Here is a 17,143-nt window from a genome sequence, read left to right as displayed (position 1 = left end):
GGCTGTGGCCCCGCGACATTCGTCGCGGGGCCACAGCTGTATTGGCCGTCCTACACGGTCACCGGTTCGTTGTCCGGCTTGTCGGCCAGCTCCTTCTCCTCGTTCGTGATCGCTTTCAGCAGCACGTACGGTGTGGCGATCTTCCAGACGGCGTACGCGACCGAGGGGATGATGTTCGCGAGAATTCCGTTCCAGGCGAGCGGTCCGTCCTGGTTGAGGAAGACGAAGGCGCCCGGGATGAGCGTCACTCCCAGCACGATGCTCAGCCAGCCGTACCAGCGCGGGAAGAGCGGCTTCTCCCGGGTGTGGTCGATGAACGCGGCGTATCCGATCGACCAGACCTGGAGGACGAAGATGCAGGCGTTGCCCACGAACATCAGCCAGAACATGTCGACCATCGCGGTCAGGACATCGACGGAGTGGGCCTCCGGCCGATAGGCCGCCGCGGCGAGGATCGCGAGCGGGAAGAAGAACCCGAGCGGGGCCACCACGCCCGTGGTGAGCTGGGTCATGGACAGCAGTCCCCAGCCGCCCTCGACCCGGCGCAGCTGCAGGCTCGTCACGATGACGTACGGGTACTCGAACGGGACGAGCAGAACCATCAGGGCGACACAGGTGAGGATCCCTGTGCGATGGTCCTTGAGGAAGGCGACGACGTCGTCGGGGCTCTCCGTCGGGCTCATCGGCGGCGTGAGGTGACCCACGGCGAACGCGACGAGGAATCCCACGAAGAGGATCACGCCACACCACGCCGAAATTCTCTGCAGTCGTATATAGAGGTCCTTCTTCATTGCGGCTCCCTTGTATGCCGACCGGTTTCCACCGGTGTCTACCGACCGATCTCGTCCCAGCCGACGAGCCTGTCCATGAGCACGCTCGCGCTCGACAGGTAGTCGCCGTATCCGCTCCGGAAGAACAGCAGCGGGGTCTTCATCGACTCGACGCGCAGGTCCCGAACCCGCCCGACGACCAACAGGTGATCGCCGATCTCGACGATCTGTTCCACCGTGCAGTCGACCCAGGCGACGATCCCGTCCAGCACGGGATTGCCCAGGGCCGACGCCTGCCACGTGGCGCCCTCGAACCGTTGCCCGGCCGGCCCCGCCGCCAGCTGCCGCGACAGCCGCTCCTGGTTGCCCGCGAGCGCGTTGGCGCAGAAGCGGCCCGCGGCCCTGATCGTCCGCAGGGTCGCGGAGGAGCTGTCTGCCAGGAAGGACACCAGGGGCGGGTCCAGCGACACGGACGTGAAGGTACCGACGACCATCCCGTGCGGCCGTTGTTCGGCGTCCGTGGTGGTGATCGCGACCACGCTCGTGGGGAAGTTGCCCAGCACGTCGCGGAACCGCCGCCCGTCGATCGCGTGCGCGTCCGCCGTCCGGGAGTGCGCCGCGCCGTCGCTCATATCAGGATGCGCATCGGTTCGGGCAGTTCGAGGCCCATCGCGGCCAGCGCGTTCGCGTGATAGGCGGCGCCCGGCACATGGATCATGTGCTGGAGTCCGACATGCGCGTCGCGCCAGTACCGCTGCATCGGGTTGCCCTTCCGGATCGCGTTGCCGCCGGAGCGGGCGAAGATCTCGTCCAGGGCGGCGACGGCCCGCCAGGCGCAACGGACCTGGTTGCGCCGTACGTTGGCCCGGTCCTCCAGGCTGATCGGCTTGCCCGCCTCGACCTGGTCGTACAACCGGCTGATGCCGTCGAGGAGTTGCACCCGGGAGGCGGCGATCTCGGCCGCGGCCTCGCCGGCGGCGTAGAGGACGTACGGGTCGTCGCGCACCTGGACGCCGGTCACGGCGACCCGTTCCTTCTGCTGGGACAGGTGCAGGGCGAGTGCGCCCTCGCAGATGCCGACGACGGCCGCGGTGATGCCGAGCGGGAACATCGAACTGAACGGCAGCTTGTAGAGGGTGTCGGTCAGCCCGATCGCCTCCGCCGCGGTGCCCTCCTGGACCATCTCCTGGCGGACCGTGCGGTATTCGGGGATGAACGCCTTGTCGACGACGACGTCCTTGCTGCCGGTGCCGGACAGGCCGACCACGTCCCAGGTGCCGTCGATGATCTCGTAGTCCTCGCGGGGCAGCACCACGTGCAGCACGGTGATGGGCCCCGCGGGCCTGCCCTTGCCGTCCCCGAGCAGCGCCCCGAGGAAGTCCCACTCGCAGTGGTCGCTCCCCGAGGAGAACGGCCAGCGACCGCTGAGGACATAGCCGCCGTCGACCGGGTCGGCGATGCCGTTGGGCATGTACGGCGAGGCGATCCAGGTGTCCGGGTCGTCGTTCCAGACCTCCTGCGCGAGCCTGGGGTTCATCTGGGCGAGCTCCCACGGGTGCACGCCGACCACACCGCACACCCAGCCCGCTGCCCCGTCGTGGCGGGCGACCTCCATGACCGCCTCGGCGAACTCCCGGGGGTGGGCCTCGTAGCCGCCGTACGCCTTTGGCTGCAGCATCCTGATCACACCGGCCGAGCGGAGCAGTTCCACCGTCCGGTCGCTCAGTTTGCCGAGTGACTCGTTCTCGTCGGCGAGTGCGGCCAGTTCGGAACCCAGCTCCTCGACACGACCCACCACTTCATGCGTCACGCCGCACACCTCCTGGTGACTGATCCCTCGCGTACGCCGGACGTCCCCGGCGGCAGGATGTCCTCAGTGTCGTGACACCCCCCGAGGCCCGCTGAGCGCTTTCCGCTGACCGGGACAGGCCCGCCTCAGCGGGTGACGCGGGGCCGCAGCGCGGCGGTGGAGCGGCCCTCGATGGCGGCGAACCACACGCCGGCGCCGTAGGCGAGGTCGTCGAGCCGGCGGGCGACGCCGTAGCGGAACGGGTCCAGTGAGTCGTCGCCACGCCGGTACTCAAGTGCGATGTCGGCCAAAGCTGCGACCGTCGCGGCCCGCCGCATCCGCCGGGACATCAGGCAGCCGACGGCGGTGAGCGGCCACCAGTGCCGGGTGAGCAGCGCGGAGGTCTGCGCCAGGGTGGCGAGCGCGCCGTTGCCCGCGAGCGGCACGGCCAGCCGGTACGGATGCCGCGTACCGTCGAACTTACGGCCGATACGCAGAACGACGACCCCGAGGACGGTGCCCGCGACCGGCGCCGACCAGCGCCGTTGGGCGAGCAGCGCGGCGGCGAACACCGCGCTCCAGGGCGCGAACACGGCCGGTGCGATGAACTCGGGGTGCCGCAGGGCGAGCGGATGCGCCCCGGTCCCGTACACGGCCTTGCGCAGGAACCAGTCGCCCACCCGCGCCCGATGCTCGTGGGAGGCCCGGACTGCGGGCTCGTAACGCACCCGCAGTCCCGCGCGGACGAGCCGCCAGCACAGGTCGACGTCCTCCCCCACCCGCATCCCCTCGTCGAACCCGCCCGCGTCCCGCAGCGCGTCCACCCGTGCCACCGCGCAGGCCGTCGGCGCCCAGGAGACGGGCGTGCCTGGGCGCACGGGGGCCGGGTGGGCGCCGAGGTCGAGGGAGGACCGGGTGTTCTCGTACCGCTCGATCCAGGTCGTGGCGCCGCCGGTCAGCCCGGTGATTCGGGGTACGGCCATGGCGACCCGGGGGTCGGCGAAGTGCCGGAGCAGGGTCGGGACCGTGTCGGGGTCCAGCACGATGTCGGAGTCGGCGAGGACGACGTACGGCGTGGTCACGTGGCGGAGCCCGGCGTTGCGCGCGCCGGCGGGGCCGGCGTTCGTGTCGAGGGCGACCAGCCGGGCGGCGTACCGGGCGGCGACGGCCGCCACGGCCGCCGGGTTGCGTGAGGCGTCGTCGACCACGATCACAGGCGGTCCCGAACCGCCTGTGCCGCCTGTGCCGCCTGTCCCGATGCTGTTCAACAACCGGTCCAGCTGACGCGGACGGTCGCGGACGGGGATCACGACCGTGTACCGGGGGTCGGGCGGCAACGGCAGCGAGTCGACGACGGGATGCGCCATGCCGCGGTCGAGCAGCCGGTCCGCGAGGAGCGCGCTCGCCGCGTCCCGTACGGGAACTGTCCGGCCGACGACGAGTCCGCGGGCCCGTGGCGTCAGCCGCAGCAGCCGGGTCGGGAACCCGCCGACGAGCGCGCGGCCTCCGTCGACGACCCTGGTGTGCCGGTCGAACGCGACGACCACGCCGACTCCGACGGGAAGCGTCATCGGCGTACGGTCCCGGGCCAGCGGGCCGGATCGACGAGGCGGCCCCGCTCGTCGACCGTCCACGCGCCGATCCACCAGCCCATGGCTGACACCATCGCGCACCCCCTCGTCGGAAACCCACCGACGAGGACGCCCCCTCCGTCGACAACCCCGGTGCACCGGTCGAACGCGAGGACGCTGCCCACAAGAAGAGTCATCCGCGCACCGCCCCGGGCCGGCGGGCCGGATCGACGAGGCGGCCTCGTTCGTCGACCGTCCACGCGCCGATCCGGCGGACCGCGGCCGACACCATCGCGTCCAGCGTCCGGCGGCCCTCCTCGGCCGAGGCCCCGGCGGGATCGCCGAGTACTCCGGTCGGCGAGACCGCGCGGACACCGTGGGCGACGAGGTCGGGCAGGAGGTCGGTCAGAGGGCGCGTGTCGCCCGCGACGGCCGCGTCGAGCCGTACGCGCTCCGGGTCCAGGCGCAGCATCAGGGAGGTCTCCGTGCGGCCGGCGTGCGCGTCGCCGCCGGGTGTTTCGCAGCCGGTCCAGGCGACGTGGTGGCCCTCGGCGCGGAGTTGGGCGAGGGCCGCGTCGAGGGTGGCGGTGTTGCCGCCGTGGCCGTTGACGAACACGACGCGGCCCGCCCACAGGGAGAGGGAGCGCGACAGTTCCACGACCACCGCGCCCAGCGCCCCGTGCCCGATCGAGACGGTTCCGGGGAAGTGCGCGTGTTCGCCGCTGGCGCCGTAGGTGACCGGCGGGGCCACCCACGACCCAGGCAGGGCGTCCGCCGTGCGCTGTGCGACGGCACGGGCGACGACGGTGTCGGTGTCGAGCGGCAGATGCGGGCCGTGCTGCTCGGTCGACCCGACCGGGACGAGGACCAGCGCACCGGGCGGTACGGCCGGCCAGACGGCGTCGGCCAGGATGTGCGCCGCCATGGTCAGGCGACCGGGGCGGGACCCGGCAGTTCGGCGCCCCCCAGGGTCAGCGGGAAGCCGGGCGGTATCACCAGGTCCTGGGGCGACAGTTCGTGGACGGAGGAGTGGCCGAGGCCCAGTACGGCCGAGTCGAGGCCGCCGCGCAGGATGTCGAGCACGTTCTCGACACCGGCCTGCCCGTTGGCGGCCAGGCCCCACAGGTAGGCCCGGCCGATCAGGACGGCTCGGGCGCCGAGGGCGAGGGCCTTCGCCACGTCGCTGCCGCGCCGGATGCCGCCGTCCAGGAGGACTTCGACCTGGTCGCCGACCGCCTCCGCGACGGAGGGGAGCACGCGGATCGTGGCCGGGGTGGTGTCCAGGTTGTTCCCGCCGTGGTTGGACACGGACAGGGCCGACACCCCGGCGTCGACGGCCCGTCTGGCGTCGTCGACCCGGGTCACCCCCTTGAGCAGGAAGGGGCCGCCCCACTCCGCGCGCAGCCACTTGACGTCCTCCCAGGTCGGCGGCGCGGTCTGCATCCACTCGCCGTAGGCACCGAAGAAGGTGGGCGCCTCGCCGCCGGGGGCCCGCAGGTTGGGCACGGTGAGGTCGGGGACGCGGCCGGACCTTGCGTACCGCCACAGCCAACCGGGCCGCGGCAGCACGTCGGGGGCGAACTTCAGCATGGTCCGGAGGTCGAGCTTCTCCGGGATCGCGGGGCTGCCCCAGTCGCGGCCGTGGGAGAACGACCAGTCCAGGGTGACGATGAGCGCCTTGGCGCCCGCCGCCCTGGCCCGGTCCATGCGCTGGACCATCGCGCTGCGCGTGCCACTCCAGTACATCTGGTAGAAGAAGTCCGGCTGGGCGTCGGAGACCTCCTCCACCGGCTTGCTCGCGAACGAACTGAGGCCCATGATGACGCCCCGGTTCGCGGCGGCCCGGGCGACGGCCACCTCACCGTCCGGGTCGACCGCCTGTACGCCGGTCGGCGAGATGAGCACGGGCAGCGCGGTGGGCACGCCCAGTACCGTCGTCGTCAGGTCGCGCTGCGCGTGATGGCCCACGACGCGCGGGGCGAAGCCCAGTTCGGCGAACGCCGTGATGTTGTCGTCGATGGTGCGCCCGCGCTCGGAACCCGCGACGAGCGCGCCGTAGACGGAGCTCGGCAGCCGTTTCCTGGCCCGGCGCTGCGCCTCGGCGACCGTCTCGAACCAGGGGTTCCTAGGCATGTCTCGCGTCCTTTCCGGTGGGCGTCAACTCCAGCCCGGCCAACGGGTGTTCGTCGCAGTCGCTGACCGGCGGTCCGACCGGTGGCCGCCGGGTGAGGACGAGGTCCACCGTCCTGCGGGAGTGGTCGCCGGACGGCTTGGGCACCCCCGATCCGTCGCGGTGGGCCAGCAGTTCCTCGCCGTATCCCTGTACGCACTCGGGGTCGGGGCCGTCCAGCGGCAGCCCGGTGAAGAACTTCGCGGCCATGCAGCCGCCCTTGCAGGTGTCGTAGAAGGCGCAGGAGGCGCAGGCTCCGCCGTGCTGCGGGGTCCGCAGTCGCCGGAACAGCTCCGAATCCCCCCAGACCTCCGAAAAGCCCCCCGGCTCACGGACGTTGCCCGCGAGGAACTCGTCGTGGATGGCGAACGGGCAGGCGTAGACATCACCGACCGGATCGATCAGACAGACCACGCGTCCGGCACCGCACAGGTTGAGGCCCGGCAACGCCTCGCCGTACGCGGAGAGATGGAAGAAGGAGTCCCCGGTCAGCACGTTCTCGCCGTGCGCCAACAGCCAGTCGTACAGCTCGCGTTGCTGCCCGGCTGTCGGATGCAGGTCGTCCCAGACGTCGGCGCCGCGTCCGGAGGGCCGCAGCCGGGTCAGGCGCAGTTGGGCGCCGTAGCGGTCGGCGAGCGCCTTGAAGGCGTCCAGCTGCGGGATGTTGTGCCGGGTGCAGACCACGGAGATCTTGAAGTTCCGCATTCCGGCGGCGGCGAGGTTCTCCAGCGCGCGCAGCGCCGTCGCGTACGAACCGGCCCCGCGCACCGCGTCGTTGACGTCGGCGGTCGCGCCGTCGAGGGAGATCTGGACGTCCACGTAGTCGTTGCGGGCCAGGCGGGCGGCTGCGTCGGGGGTGATGCGGACGCCGTTGGTGGAGAACTTCACGCCCACGTGGTGTGCGGTGGCGTAGTCGAGGAGTTCCCAGAAGTCGGCGCGGACGGTCGGTTCGCCGCCGCCGATGTTGACGTAGAAGACCTGCATGGCCTCCAGCTCGTCGATGACGGCCCTGGCCTCCTCGGTGCTCAGCTCACGGGGGTCGCGCCGGCCGGAGCTGGACAGACAGTGGGCGCAGGCCAGGTTGCAGGCGTAGGTCAGTTCCCAGGTGAGGCAGATCGGCGCGTCGAGCCCGTGCTCGAACAGGTCGACCAGCCGTGGCGTGGCAGCGACGGGAGCGGTCATGGTGTCCTTCCGACGACCATCGACGACTGGACAAGGACCGCCAACGCCCGTCCGTAGCGCGGGAGTTCGTCCTCCCCGAGGCCCGCCGTCAGGCAGGCGGCACGGGCCGTGGGCGCCGCCGCCAGGGACTGGACGACGGCCAGCAGACGACGGTCCTTGAGGAAAGAGAGCTTGCGGGTCCCGAAGTGGTAGAGCAGCGCGCCGAAGGGTTCGGGGCGCACGGAGACCTGAGGGTGCAGGTCCCAGGCCCGGTCGAGGTCCATGAGGACAGCCGTGGTCATGGCGCGGCCTAGTAGACGCCGCACATACCGTCGATGGAGACCTCCTCGATGAGGTCGTCCGCCTCGATCAGCGACTCCAACGACTCTTCGGCCGGGGTCTCCCCGCCATGGATCTCGGTGGCCGGGACGGACCGGGTGACGTGGATCTCGGTCATGCGACTCTCCCTGTACATCGCTCCCATCGGACATCCGGAGAATAATGGCACCGGGTGCCGAAAGTGAAGGGGCCGGGCGTCACAAGAACTGCGAGGGGCATGCGAGAGACACAAGAGAAGGTCAACTCCCCGTGAACCAGGCACAGATGACGCCCGACGTCATCGTCATAGGGGCCGGCGGCAGCGGCGCGGTGCTCGCGGCCCGGCTGTCCGAGGACCCCGATCGCACCGTGCTGGTACTGGAGTCCGGCCCGGTGCCCCGCCAACTCTCCTCGTTTCCGCCCGAGTTGCTGGACGCGCGGCTCGTGCCCGGTGCGCGGCCGGGGAACCCCGCGGTCCAGCCGTACCCCGCGCACCTCACACCGCACCGGCCGTACACGGTCGTCCGGGGGCGCTTCCTCGGCGGCTCGACCACCGTCAACGGCGGGTACTTCGTCCGGGCCCGGCGCGAGGACTTCGACCGGTGGTCGGCGGCGGGCGGTGCCGCCTGGTCGTACGACGGTGTGCTGCCGTTCCTACGGGCGCTGGAGACCGACCTCGACCACGGCGCCGACGCGTCGCACGGGGCGGCCGGGCCGGTACAGGTACGGCGCACGGATCTGCGGCACCCCGCCGCCATCGCGTTCCAGGACGCGGCCCACCACCTGGGTTTTCCGCAGGAGCCCGACAAGAACGCCCAGCGGGAACCGGGGTTCGGACCGGTCCCGTGCAACGCGGTCGACGGAGTACGCCTCAACACCGGCGTCAGCTACCTGCTCCCCGCCCTGGACCGGCCCAACCTGACGGTGCGGGGCGGCAGTACGGTCCACCGGATCGTCATCGAGCACGGCCGCGCGACCGGCGTGGTCGTCGAACACGACGGGCACCGCGAGATCCTGGACTGCGGCGAAGTCGTCCTGTGCGCGGGGGCGTTGCGCTCCCCGCACCTCCTGCACCTCTCGGGCGTCGGACCGCGCCTGGACCTGGAACGACTCGGCATCCCCGTCGTCCGGGACACGCCCGCCGTCGGGGTCCGGTTCGGTGACCATCCCCAGGTCGCCCTGGAGTGGACGCCCCGCTCGCCCCTCCCCGCACCCGTCGGCTCCTGGCTCGGCGGGGGCCTGCATCTGCGGTCGTCGGACGGTCGACACCCGGGCGGCGACCTGGAGATCCTGCAGTCGCTCGTCCCGCTGTCCGGGCTGATCGGCGGGACGGTGACCGTGCCCGGAGCGCCCCTCGCGTTCCTCGTGTCCGTCCAGTCACCGGGCCTCGAGGGCCGTATGCGCACCCGGTCCGCCGACCCCGACGTACCCCCGAGCCTCGACTACAACTACCTGCGCACCCCCGAGGACAGACGCCGCATGCGCGAAGCGGTCCGTACGACCGCCGCGCTGCTCGCCACCCCCGCCTTCGCCAAGGTGTCCGCCGGTCTCGTCGAGCCGGGCCCCGGGATTCTGGACGACGACCTGTCGCTCGACACCTGGATCCACGCCCACCTCGGCACCTCCCACCACACCTGTGCCACGGTCCCCATGGGCCCCGCCGTCGACCCGTACGGGAGGGTGCACGGCATACACGGCCTCCGGGTCGCGGACACCTCGATCCTCCCCTCGGCCCCGCTACGCGGCCCGGCGGCGACCGCCGTCCTCATCGGCGAGCTGATCGCGGACGCGATGCGCTCCGCGGGATAGGCGGTTGTTTGTCCGCGGGCCCGGTGGGGCTGGTCGCGCAGTTCCTCGCGCCCCTTCGGGACGCCACCGAACCGCAGCGAGTCCAAGGCCGGACCGTTGAACCCCGGCGCGGTACGGCGTCCCGTAAGGGGCGCGGGGCTGTGTCGATATGCGGCTCCGCCGCGTGGGCACGACCAGCCACGACGGCGCCGCAGCGAACCCACAACCCCTCGCGGACCTTCCAACGGAGCGCTGCTCACAGACCGCGCGCGGTGGCCCCGTCGAACCCAGCGCCAAGCTGCCGCATCGCGTGATCCAGAAGCACGCCGAGGTTCTCCTCCTCGGCGGTCAGCCAGTGTTCGTACGCGGCGATGCACGCGGCCAGGGCGGCATGCCCGAGCAGCCGCGGCAGCAGGTCGGACGCCGGACGGCCCATGCGCCGCGCGGCGAACTCCGTCACGAGCGCCCGCCACGTCGTGTAGCGCACGGTCGAGTCGGCGTGGAGCGTCGGCACCCGCAGGATCAACGTCATCCGCTGCCGGTGCCAGGGCACCACCGCCGGGTCGAAGCGGTTGAACTCGACCACCGCGCCGCGCAGCGCGTCCATCATCGGGGCGGCCGGATCGGTCGCCGCCAGCAAATGCTCCAGCCGCACCAGCTGGTCCTCGAAGTCGCCCCACACGAGGTCGTTCTTGGAGGCGAAGTAGCGGAAGAACGTGCGTCGGCCGATGCCGGCGGCGGCGGCGATGTCGTCGACCGTCGTCGCGTCGAAGCCCTGTTGGGCGAACAGTTCGAAGCCCAGGCGTTCGAGAGCGGCCCGCGAGGTGACCCGCGGCCGGCCCGTACGGGTCGCCCCTTCCTGGGTGTCACCGCCGGCCCGGTACTCCGCCGACCGCACCCCCGCCGCTCCGCCCGCCACGCTCTCCCGCCGTCCCGTGTCAGCAACCACACCGCACATCATGCATCGGCCGAGCCCCCGGACACCCACCCCGGCGGCACCGCGGGGAATCATCGCAGGCGGGCCGCTGTTGTCGCGCACAACAGCGGCTGTACGAATCCCCAGCACAGACCCCAGGCACAGATCCCCAGCACGAATCCCAAGGAGGCCGGGCGTGTACGGCGACCCAGCGACGATCCGCAAGATCCTGACCGAGCTCGGCGACACCTGGGCGATCGTGGGCCTGTCGTCCAACCAGCAGCGGGCCGCGTACCGCGTGGCCGAGGTGCTCCAGCGCCACGGCAAGCGGATCGTCCCCGTCCACCCGAAGGCCGAGACGGTCCACGGGGAGCGGGGTTACGCCTCGCTGGCCGACATCCCCTTCGACGTCGATGTGGTCGACGTGTTCCTGAACAGCGCCCTCGCCGGTCAGGTCGCCGACGAGGCCTCGGCCATCGGCGCCAAGGCCGTCTGGTACCAGCTCGGCGTCATCGACGAGGCCGCGTACGACCGCACCCGCGCCGCCGGCCTCGACATGGTCATGGACCGCTGCCCGGCCATCGAGCTGCCCCGTCTCGGCTGACCCTCGCACGGACCCGTTCCGGCAGCCTCACTGTGCCGGCCCACCGGACCGAGCCCGTCGCCGCAGCAGGAGAAGTCCGCCCGCGAGAGCGGTGATTCCGGTCGCGGCGGTCCAGGCGACGACGTCCGTCGTACCGGTCGCGGCGAGGTCCTCGGCCTTGCCGCCCTGGGCGGTCGCACCCGCCGAAGGCGACGCACCCGCCCCACTGGCGCTCGTGCTCTCCCTACCGGCGCTCGCACCAGGACTAGGACTCGGACTCACGCTCACGATCGCCCTGTCCCGGGTGAACGCCAGCGTCCCGAAACCGAGTTGGTCGTATCCCCCGCTGTTGGGGCCGTAGTCACCGCCGCCACCCTCGGGGGACGCCTGGGCGGCGATGCGCGTCAGGTAGGTCGCGGACAGGCCCCGGCGCCTGGTGTAGTGGTTGGCGATCATGGCCCAGACCGGCCGGGTCATCGCCGGGTCCACGGCGGCGGCGCTGGTCGCGCTCTCGCTGCCCGACCAGCCGCCCACCGCACCCTTCCTGCGGGTGTTCGCCGTGTACGGCACCTCACCGCCCATGCTCCACCTGGCCACGTACTGGGCGCCCTTGAGGAAGCGGCTGTCGTCGTAGCCGTACAGGTCGATGCCCTGGTTCCAGGCCATCTCGCAGACCGTGCCCATCAGACCGACGCCGAGCAGCGCGTGCCCCTGGTCGCGGCCCGCCTCGACCCATTCGCCGAGCCCCTGGTCGTCGTACACGACCGGGATGGCGTTCTTGACGGAGCCCATGCCGGCGCCGTGCTTGAAGTACTCGACGGCCCGGTCGATCCTGGCGCGGTCGTCGCAGAGGATGCCGACGGCCAGGACGCAGGCGATGGCCGTGAGGTCCCAGTTGGCCCAGTAGTTGGTGATGACGGCGCCGTTGTGGTTCGTCAGGAAGTCCTCGCTGAGCGGACAGAAGACGTCCAGCATCATCTTCTGGAAGCGGGCGAGGTCGAAGTCGGCGTGGTCACGCACGAGTTCGGCCGCGTTGGCGAACTGGTAGCCGTAGAGACCCGCCGCGAGGAACCGGTCGGCCGATCCCGCCACCCCGGTCAGTGTCGCCGACCAGGCGTTGAGGATCGCGACGGCGGTGTCCGCGTACGCGCTCTCACCGGTGACGTGCCACCGCAGGGCGTTCTGGTAGGCCGCGTGGATGTCGTTGTAGAGGATCGCGTAGTTCTGCGGCGAGCCCGCGCCCCGGTAGACCGTCGCCTGCGGGTTGGCCGTCCAGCCGCTCTGCGCATGACGGTTGGCGGTCAGCCGCGCGAAGCCCGCCGTGTACGGCGCCGCCCCGGCCTTCACCTTCCGCGCCATCCGGTCCAGATCCGTCCGGGTGTGCAGCATGCCCGGATGGACGAGACCCGCACCGGCCGCCGTGGCCTGCGGGGCGGCGAGGGTCGTACCGACACCGACCGTGACGGCGCCCGCCGCCGCGCCGGAGAACTTCAACATGCCGCGACGGCTGATCCCTGTGTTCAAAGCGACGGTCCTTGGCTCTGGGGGGGGTGAGTTGCTCTCGGAGTTACGGAGAGGAGACGCGCTTCAGAGCCGCCGATAACGAAAAGTGCGGGTTACCCAACCACGGCGGACGGTCGACATAATGCTCGGGTGACTTTCGCCTCACCTCCTTCCGGCCCCACGCCCAACTCCCCGTCCACGCAACGGTTTCCGGTGGTGATCGTGGGAGCTGGACCCGCCGGGCTCACCGTCGGGAACGTCCTGCGGGCCGCCGGCCTCGACTGTGTGGTGCTGGAGACGGAGAGCCGGGAGTTCATCGAGCGGCACCCCCGGGCCGGGTTCATCGAGGAGTGGGCGGTACGCGCGCTCCAACAGCGGGGCCTGGCCGACACGTTGCTGGAGCGGGCCGGTACGCACACGAAGTGCGAGTTCCGGTTCGACGGCCGACGCCATCGCTTCGAGTACGCCGAGCTGTCGGGCCACCGCCACTTCGCCTATCCCCAGCCGCTGTTGGTGACGGACCTGGTGCGCGAGTACGCGGACGTGCGTGGCGGCGACATCCGCTTCAGTGTGCGGGACGTGCTCGTCCACGACCTCGACACCGAGCGGCCCGCGGTGTCCTACGTGTCGGCGGAGACAGGCCAACGGGAGTATGTGCAGGGAGAGTTCATCGCCGGGTGCGACGGGGCACGCGGAGTGACCCGTACGGCGATTCCGGCTGCGCACGCCCGCGTCGCGCGGCACGACTACGGCATCGGCTGGCTGGCCCTTCTCGCCGAGGCGCCGCCTTCCAACGACTGCGTGATGTTCGGCATCCACCCGCGCGGCTTCGCCGGGCACATGGCCCGGGGCCCCGAGGTCACCCGCTACTACCTGGAATGCCCTCCCGGTGACGACCCGGAGAACTGGCCGGACGACCGCGTCTGGGCCGAACTCCACGAACGTCTCGACGCGTTGGGCGCACCCCCGCTCAACGAGGGCCGCCTGATCGAGAAGCGTGTTCTCGACATGCACAACTACGTGGTGGAACCCATGCAGTTCGGGCGGCTCTTCCTGGCCGGCGACGCGGCCCACCTCACCGCTCCCATCGCCGCCAAGGGCATGAACCTCGCCCTGCACGACGCCTTCCTGCTCGGCGACGGACTCGTCGACTACCTCACGAAGGGCGACCCCGACGCCCTCAACGACTACTCGAAGGCGTGTCTGCGGCGCGTCTGGCAGTACCAGGAGTTCTCCCTGTGGCTGTCCGACATCTACCACGGGGCGTCGTCGGGCGACCCGTTCCGCTCGGGCACGACCCTGGCTCGCCTCCGCCGCATCCTCAACTCCCCAGCAGCGGCTGCCGCGTTCGCCGACGTGTACATCGGCAAGGACGCCGACCACTGACCCCGGAATGCGCGGCGACCCGTACCTGCCCCCGGCTCACCGGCAACCCGCCGCCCGATGTCAGCTGACGCCCAGCCCGTCCACCACCACAGCACCCGGAAGCTCGGCGAACGCCTTTCCCTGCACCAGCAGCTTTCCGCGCCGCCGCCCGCTGCCGACCAGCACCCAGGGGAGGTCGACGAGGGCCGAGTCGACCAACAGGGGCCAGGCGTCCGGGAGTCCGATCGGCGTGATGCCTCCGTACTCCATGCCGCTCCCCCCGACGGCCGTGTCCATCGGTACGAACGAGGCCTTGCGGGCGCCGAGTTGGCGGCGCACCACCCCGTTCACATCGACCCGGGTGGTGGAGAGGGCGAGACACGCGGCGAGGGTGGTCTCGCCGCCGCGTTTGCCGGCCACGACCACGCAGTTCGCCGACTGTTCGACCAGGTCCCGCCCGTAGTGCTCGACGAAGACGGCGGTGTCTGCCCATTCCGGGTCGGTGTCGACGTACAGGACCTGGTCGGCGGGCACTCCCCCGGAGGGGACACCCCCAGCCGTCCAGTGGCGTACGGCGTCGGCGACCGGGGCGACGAGTTCGCCGAGGCAGTCCGGGGCCGGGGTGGCGGTGTCGAAGTCTCCGATGGGGGCCCGCATGACGGCACGCCAACAGCCGTGGGCGGACACCCGGCCGGGCGTCTCAGCTCACCGGCGGGACCGACACCGACATCAGCATCTCCAGCGGTTCGGCGCCGTCATTGCCGTACGTGTGGGGGACGTTGGCCTCGAAGGTGGCGCTCGCGCCCGCCGGGACACGGTGTTCGACCCCGTCGACCGTGAGCGTCAGTTCGCCCGCCGTGACGTGGAGGATCTCGAACGTGCCCGCGGGGTGCGGGTCGGACGGGCTGCTCTCACCGGGCATGAGGTGCCAGTCCCACAGCTCCAGCGGGCCCGGCGCCTCGGTGCCCGCGAGGAGCCGGTTGTAGCTGCCGGCGTCGGTGTGCCACAGTCGTACGGCCTGGTCGGCGGCGACGATGCGGACCTTCGGGCCCTGTTCCTGGTCGAGCAGGGTGGTGATGCTGACGCCGAGCGCGTCACCGATCTTCACCACCGTGCCGAGGCTGGGGTTGGTGCGGGCCTGCTCGATCTGGATGAGCATCCCGCGGCTGACCCCGGCACGGGCGGCGAGCGCCTCCAGGGTGAAACCGCGCTCGGCGCGCCAGCGCTTCACGCTGCGCGCCAGCGACTGGGTCAACAGGTCGAGGTCCGACAACGTTCCGTCCAAGTTCTCGTCCGACACTCTGTCTTCAGCTCTGCCTTCGGCCTTGTCTCCGGCCTTGTCTTCGGTACCTCATCCTGCCGTACCACCCTGAGTACAGAATTATGGATGACAGAGTTCAGTTCATTGCACTACCGTGTGGTGAACCGAACTGTTCACTCCACTGTACTGCGAGGCGTCCCCATGACCGCATTCTTCGCCCTGGTCACCAGCCTGCTCTGGGGGCTGGCCGACTTCGGCGGCGGCCTGCTGACCCGGCGTATGTCCGCGTTGACGGTGGTCGTGGTCTCCCAGTCGATCGCGGCGGCCGTGCTCGGCACGATCGTGGTCCTGACCGGCGGCTGGAGCGAGGCGGGCCCGAGGCTCTGGTTCGCGGTCGCCGCGGGCGTCGCCGGACCGGTGGCCCTGCTCTCCTTCTACAAGGCGCTCGCCCTGGGCCCGATGGGGGTCGTCTCCCCGCTCGGCTCCCTCGGCGTCGCCGTCCCCATCAGCGTCGGGCTCTTCCTCGGCGAGCGTCCCGGGCTGCTCCAGTTCGCGGGGATCGCGGTCGCCGTCGTCGGGGTCGTGCTCGCGGGCGGCCCGCAGCTCAGGGGCGCGCCCGTGCAGCGGCGGGCGATCCTGCTCAGCCTGCTCGCGGCGTTCGGCTTCGGCACGGTGTTCGCCCTGATCGCGGAGGCGTCGACCACACTCACCGGCCTCTTCCTCGCCCTCTTCGTGCAGCGCGTGACGAACGTGGCCGTCGGCGGCGTCGCGCTGTACGTCTCGGTCCGGCGGGGCGGCTCCGCCCTCCCGGCAGGCGGCTTCCCCTGGCGCCTGCTCCCCGCGCTCGGCTTCGTCGGCCTCGCCGACGTCGCCGCCAACGGCACCTACTCGATCGCCGCCCAGCACGGCCCGGTCACCGTGGCCGCCGTACTCGCCTCGCTCTACCCGGTGGTCACCGCCCTGGCCGCACGCGGTTTCCTCAGCGAACGCCTGCGCGCGGCCCAGGCTGCGGGCGCGGGCCTGGCCCTGGTGGGCACGCTTCTGCTGGCGACGGGCTGACGACCGGCCACCGTGACCACCGGATCAGGACTCCGCGCGCACGTCCCCGGCGCGCTCCTCGGCGTCCAGCTCCGCCAGCCGCGCCACCGCCCCCTCGTCCAGCTCCGCCAACGCCCGCAGCTGCTCCGGAGTGATCCCCTCCGGTATCGGCGTCGGGGCCGGTGTCCGCAGCGGTGGCCGCCAGCCCCCGGCCGGCGTCCAGCGGCGTACGACCCTGGCCGGAGCCCCCGCCACCACCGCGTGGTCGGGCACCGTCCCGCGTACCACCGCACCGGCGGCCACCACCACGTTCCGCCCGATCCGCGCCCCTGGCAGGATCACCGCACCGGTGCCGATCCAGCAGCCCGGGCCGATCTCCACCGGCTCCATGCGCGGCCACTGCTTGCCGATGGGCTCGTGCGGATCGTCGTACGAATGGTTGGTGGACGTCACGTACACGTACGGCCCGAAGTAGCAGTCGCTGCCGATGGTGACCGTCGTGTCGGCGATGACATGGCTGCCGCGGCCGAGGACGACTCCGTCCCCGATGCGCAGGATGGGGTCGGGGCCGAGGTCGAGATCCGGCATCAGGCCCGCCGTCAGGGTCACCTGCTCGCCGACGATGCAGTGGGAGCCCAGCTCGATCCAGGGTTCGCCGAAGACGGTGCCCAGCGGGAAGGCGAGCCGGGTACCTGTTCCCATCGCCCGGAAGGCCAGCCGCCCGGGGTTCTCCGCGGTCACGGAGCCCGTGCGCTGCACCCAGGCCCAGCCCGCGTGCACCGCGCGCTGCGCCAGCCGACGCCGCCATGACGAGAACGTGTTCTTGGGCTTGGGCACCCGCACACCGTACTCACGGCCGAGCGGGCCCAGCATGCCGTACACCTGTGATCTTCGCCCCACGGAGGTGGCG

General features: G+C 71.5%; 18 protein-coding genes. 4 read left to right on the top strand and 14 right to left on the bottom strand.

Going from position 1 to position 17,143, the window contains the following annotated elements:
* Window positions 1-50: 50 nt before the first annotated feature.
* The 9 genes from ACW4TU_RS38585 to mftA all read right to left on the bottom strand — a co-directional run bounded on the left by ACW4TU_RS38585 (window position 51) and on the right by mftA (window position 7,918).
* Window positions 51-740 carry a hypothetical protein gene (locus ACW4TU_RS38585; protein WP_457421084.1) on the bottom strand — a complete coding sequence of 230 codons (690 nt, stop codon included), beginning with the start codon at window positions 738-740 and terminating at the stop codon, window positions 51-53.
* A gap of 89 nt (window positions 741-829) precedes the next feature.
* Window positions 830-1,402: a flavin reductase family protein gene (locus tag ACW4TU_RS38580; RefSeq protein ID WP_457421083.1), complete on the bottom strand. Its 573-nt coding sequence runs from the start codon at window positions 1,400-1,402 to the stop codon at window positions 830-832.
* Window positions 1,399-2,580, bottom strand: a complete 1,182-nt coding sequence (locus tag ACW4TU_RS38575; protein WP_457421081.1) for an acyl-CoA dehydrogenase family protein — start codon at window positions 2,578-2,580, stop codon at window positions 1,399-1,401. Before ACW4TU_RS38575 ends, ACW4TU_RS38580 begins: the two co-directional genes overlap by 4 nt.
* Before the next feature lie 125 nt (window positions 2,581-2,705).
* Window positions 2,706-4,130, bottom strand: a complete 1,425-nt coding sequence (gene mftF / locus ACW4TU_RS38570; protein ID WP_457421079.1) for a mycofactocin biosynthesis glycosyltransferase MftF — start codon at window positions 4,128-4,130, stop codon at window positions 2,706-2,708.
* Window positions 4,131-4,323: 193 nt separating this feature from the next.
* Complete coding sequence (gene mftE / locus ACW4TU_RS38565; protein ID WP_457421077.1) at window positions 4,324-5,055, bottom strand: mycofactocin biosynthesis peptidyl-dipeptidase MftE; 732 nt, start codon at window positions 5,053-5,055, stop codon at window positions 4,324-4,326.
* A 2-nt stretch (window positions 5,056-5,057) separates the two neighbouring features.
* The gene (mftD, locus tag ACW4TU_RS38560) at window positions 5,058-6,263 is read right to left on the bottom strand and encodes a pre-mycofactocin synthase MftD (protein WP_457421075.1); all 1,206 of its coding nucleotides are present in this window, start codon (window positions 6,261-6,263) and stop codon (window positions 5,058-5,060) included.
* Window positions 6,256-7,482 (bottom strand): mycofactocin radical SAM maturase, encoded by a 1,227-nt coding sequence (gene mftC / locus ACW4TU_RS38555; RefSeq protein ID WP_457421073.1) that lies wholly within the window; start codon window positions 7,480-7,482, stop codon window positions 6,256-6,258. Before mftC ends, mftD begins: the two co-directional genes overlap by 8 nt.
* On the bottom strand, window positions 7,479-7,763 hold the full coding sequence (gene mftB, locus ACW4TU_RS38550; protein WP_457421071.1) for a mycofactocin biosynthesis chaperone MftB: 285 nt from the start codon (window positions 7,761-7,763) through the stop codon (window positions 7,479-7,481). Before mftB ends, mftC begins: the two co-directional genes overlap by 4 nt.
* Before the next feature lie 8 nt (window positions 7,764-7,771).
* Window positions 7,772-7,918 (bottom strand): mycofactocin precursor MftA, encoded by a 147-nt coding sequence (gene mftA / locus ACW4TU_RS38545; protein ID WP_457421069.1) that lies wholly within the window; start codon window positions 7,916-7,918, stop codon window positions 7,772-7,774.
* Between the two features lie 131 nt (window positions 7,919-8,049).
* On the opposite strand from mftA, the gene mftG reads away from it, so the two are divergent.
* On the top strand, window positions 8,050-9,588 hold the full coding sequence (mftG, locus tag ACW4TU_RS38540) for a mycofactocin dehydrogenase MftG (RefSeq protein ID WP_457421067.1): 1,539 nt from the start codon (window positions 8,050-8,052) through the stop codon (window positions 9,586-9,588).
* Window positions 9,589-9,823: 235 nt separating this feature from the next.
* On the opposite strand, the gene mftR is transcribed toward mftG, so the two are convergent.
* Window positions 9,824-10,516 carry a mycofactocin system transcriptional regulator gene (mftR, locus tag ACW4TU_RS38535; RefSeq protein ID WP_457421065.1) on the bottom strand — a complete coding sequence of 231 codons (693 nt, stop codon included), beginning with the start codon at window positions 10,514-10,516 and terminating at the stop codon, window positions 9,824-9,826.
* Window positions 10,517-10,679: 163 nt separating this feature from the next.
* On the opposite strand from mftR, the gene ACW4TU_RS38530 reads away from it, so the two are divergent.
* On the top strand, window positions 10,680-11,087 hold the full coding sequence (locus ACW4TU_RS38530) for a CoA-binding protein (RefSeq protein ID WP_457421063.1): 408 nt from the start codon (window positions 10,680-10,682) through the stop codon (window positions 11,085-11,087).
* 27 nt (window positions 11,088-11,114) lie between these two features.
* Here the strand turns inward: ACW4TU_RS38530 and ACW4TU_RS38525 are convergent, their stop codons facing one another.
* Window positions 11,115-12,563: an alginate lyase family protein gene (locus tag ACW4TU_RS38525; protein WP_457421061.1), complete on the bottom strand. Its 1,449-nt coding sequence runs from the start codon at window positions 12,561-12,563 to the stop codon at window positions 11,115-11,117.
* A gap of 219 nt (window positions 12,564-12,782) precedes the next feature.
* On the opposite strand from ACW4TU_RS38525, the gene ACW4TU_RS38520 reads away from it, so the two are divergent.
* A complete protein-coding gene (locus ACW4TU_RS38520; protein WP_457430534.1) occupies window positions 12,783-13,955 on the top strand; it encodes a 4-hydroxybenzoate 3-monooxygenase in 1,173 nt (390 codons plus the stop codon).
* A 60-nt stretch (window positions 13,956-14,015) separates the two neighbouring features.
* On the opposite strand, the gene ACW4TU_RS38515 is transcribed toward ACW4TU_RS38520, so the two are convergent.
* Together ACW4TU_RS38515 and ACW4TU_RS38510 are read right to left on the bottom strand one after the other, a co-directional pair.
* Complete coding sequence (locus tag ACW4TU_RS38515) at window positions 14,016-14,591, bottom strand: YbaK/EbsC family protein (protein ID WP_457421059.1); 576 nt, start codon at window positions 14,589-14,591, stop codon at window positions 14,016-14,018.
* A 43-nt stretch (window positions 14,592-14,634) separates the two neighbouring features.
* Window positions 14,635-15,207: an XRE family transcriptional regulator gene (locus tag ACW4TU_RS38510; protein WP_457430533.1), complete on the bottom strand. Its 573-nt coding sequence runs from the start codon at window positions 15,205-15,207 to the stop codon at window positions 14,635-14,637.
* Window positions 15,208-15,396: 189 nt separating this feature from the next.
* Between ACW4TU_RS38510 and ACW4TU_RS38505 the strand changes: the two genes are divergently transcribed.
* Window positions 15,397-16,254 carry an EamA family transporter gene (locus ACW4TU_RS38505; RefSeq protein ID WP_457421057.1) on the top strand — a complete coding sequence of 286 codons (858 nt, stop codon included), beginning with the start codon at window positions 15,397-15,399 and terminating at the stop codon, window positions 16,252-16,254.
* Between the two features lie 24 nt (window positions 16,255-16,278).
* On the opposite strand, the gene ACW4TU_RS38500 is transcribed toward ACW4TU_RS38505, so the two are convergent.
* Window positions 16,279-17,070 carry an acyltransferase gene (locus ACW4TU_RS38500; RefSeq protein ID WP_457430531.1) on the bottom strand — a complete coding sequence of 264 codons (792 nt, stop codon included), beginning with the start codon at window positions 17,068-17,070 and terminating at the stop codon, window positions 16,279-16,281.
* Between the last annotated feature and the right edge of the window lie 73 nt (window positions 17,071-17,143).

It is taken from the genome of Streptomyces kryoterrae, assembly GCF_054072135.1.
Note: the sequence above shows the minus strand (reverse complement) of the source record. Positions and strands in the feature narration are given on the sequence as shown.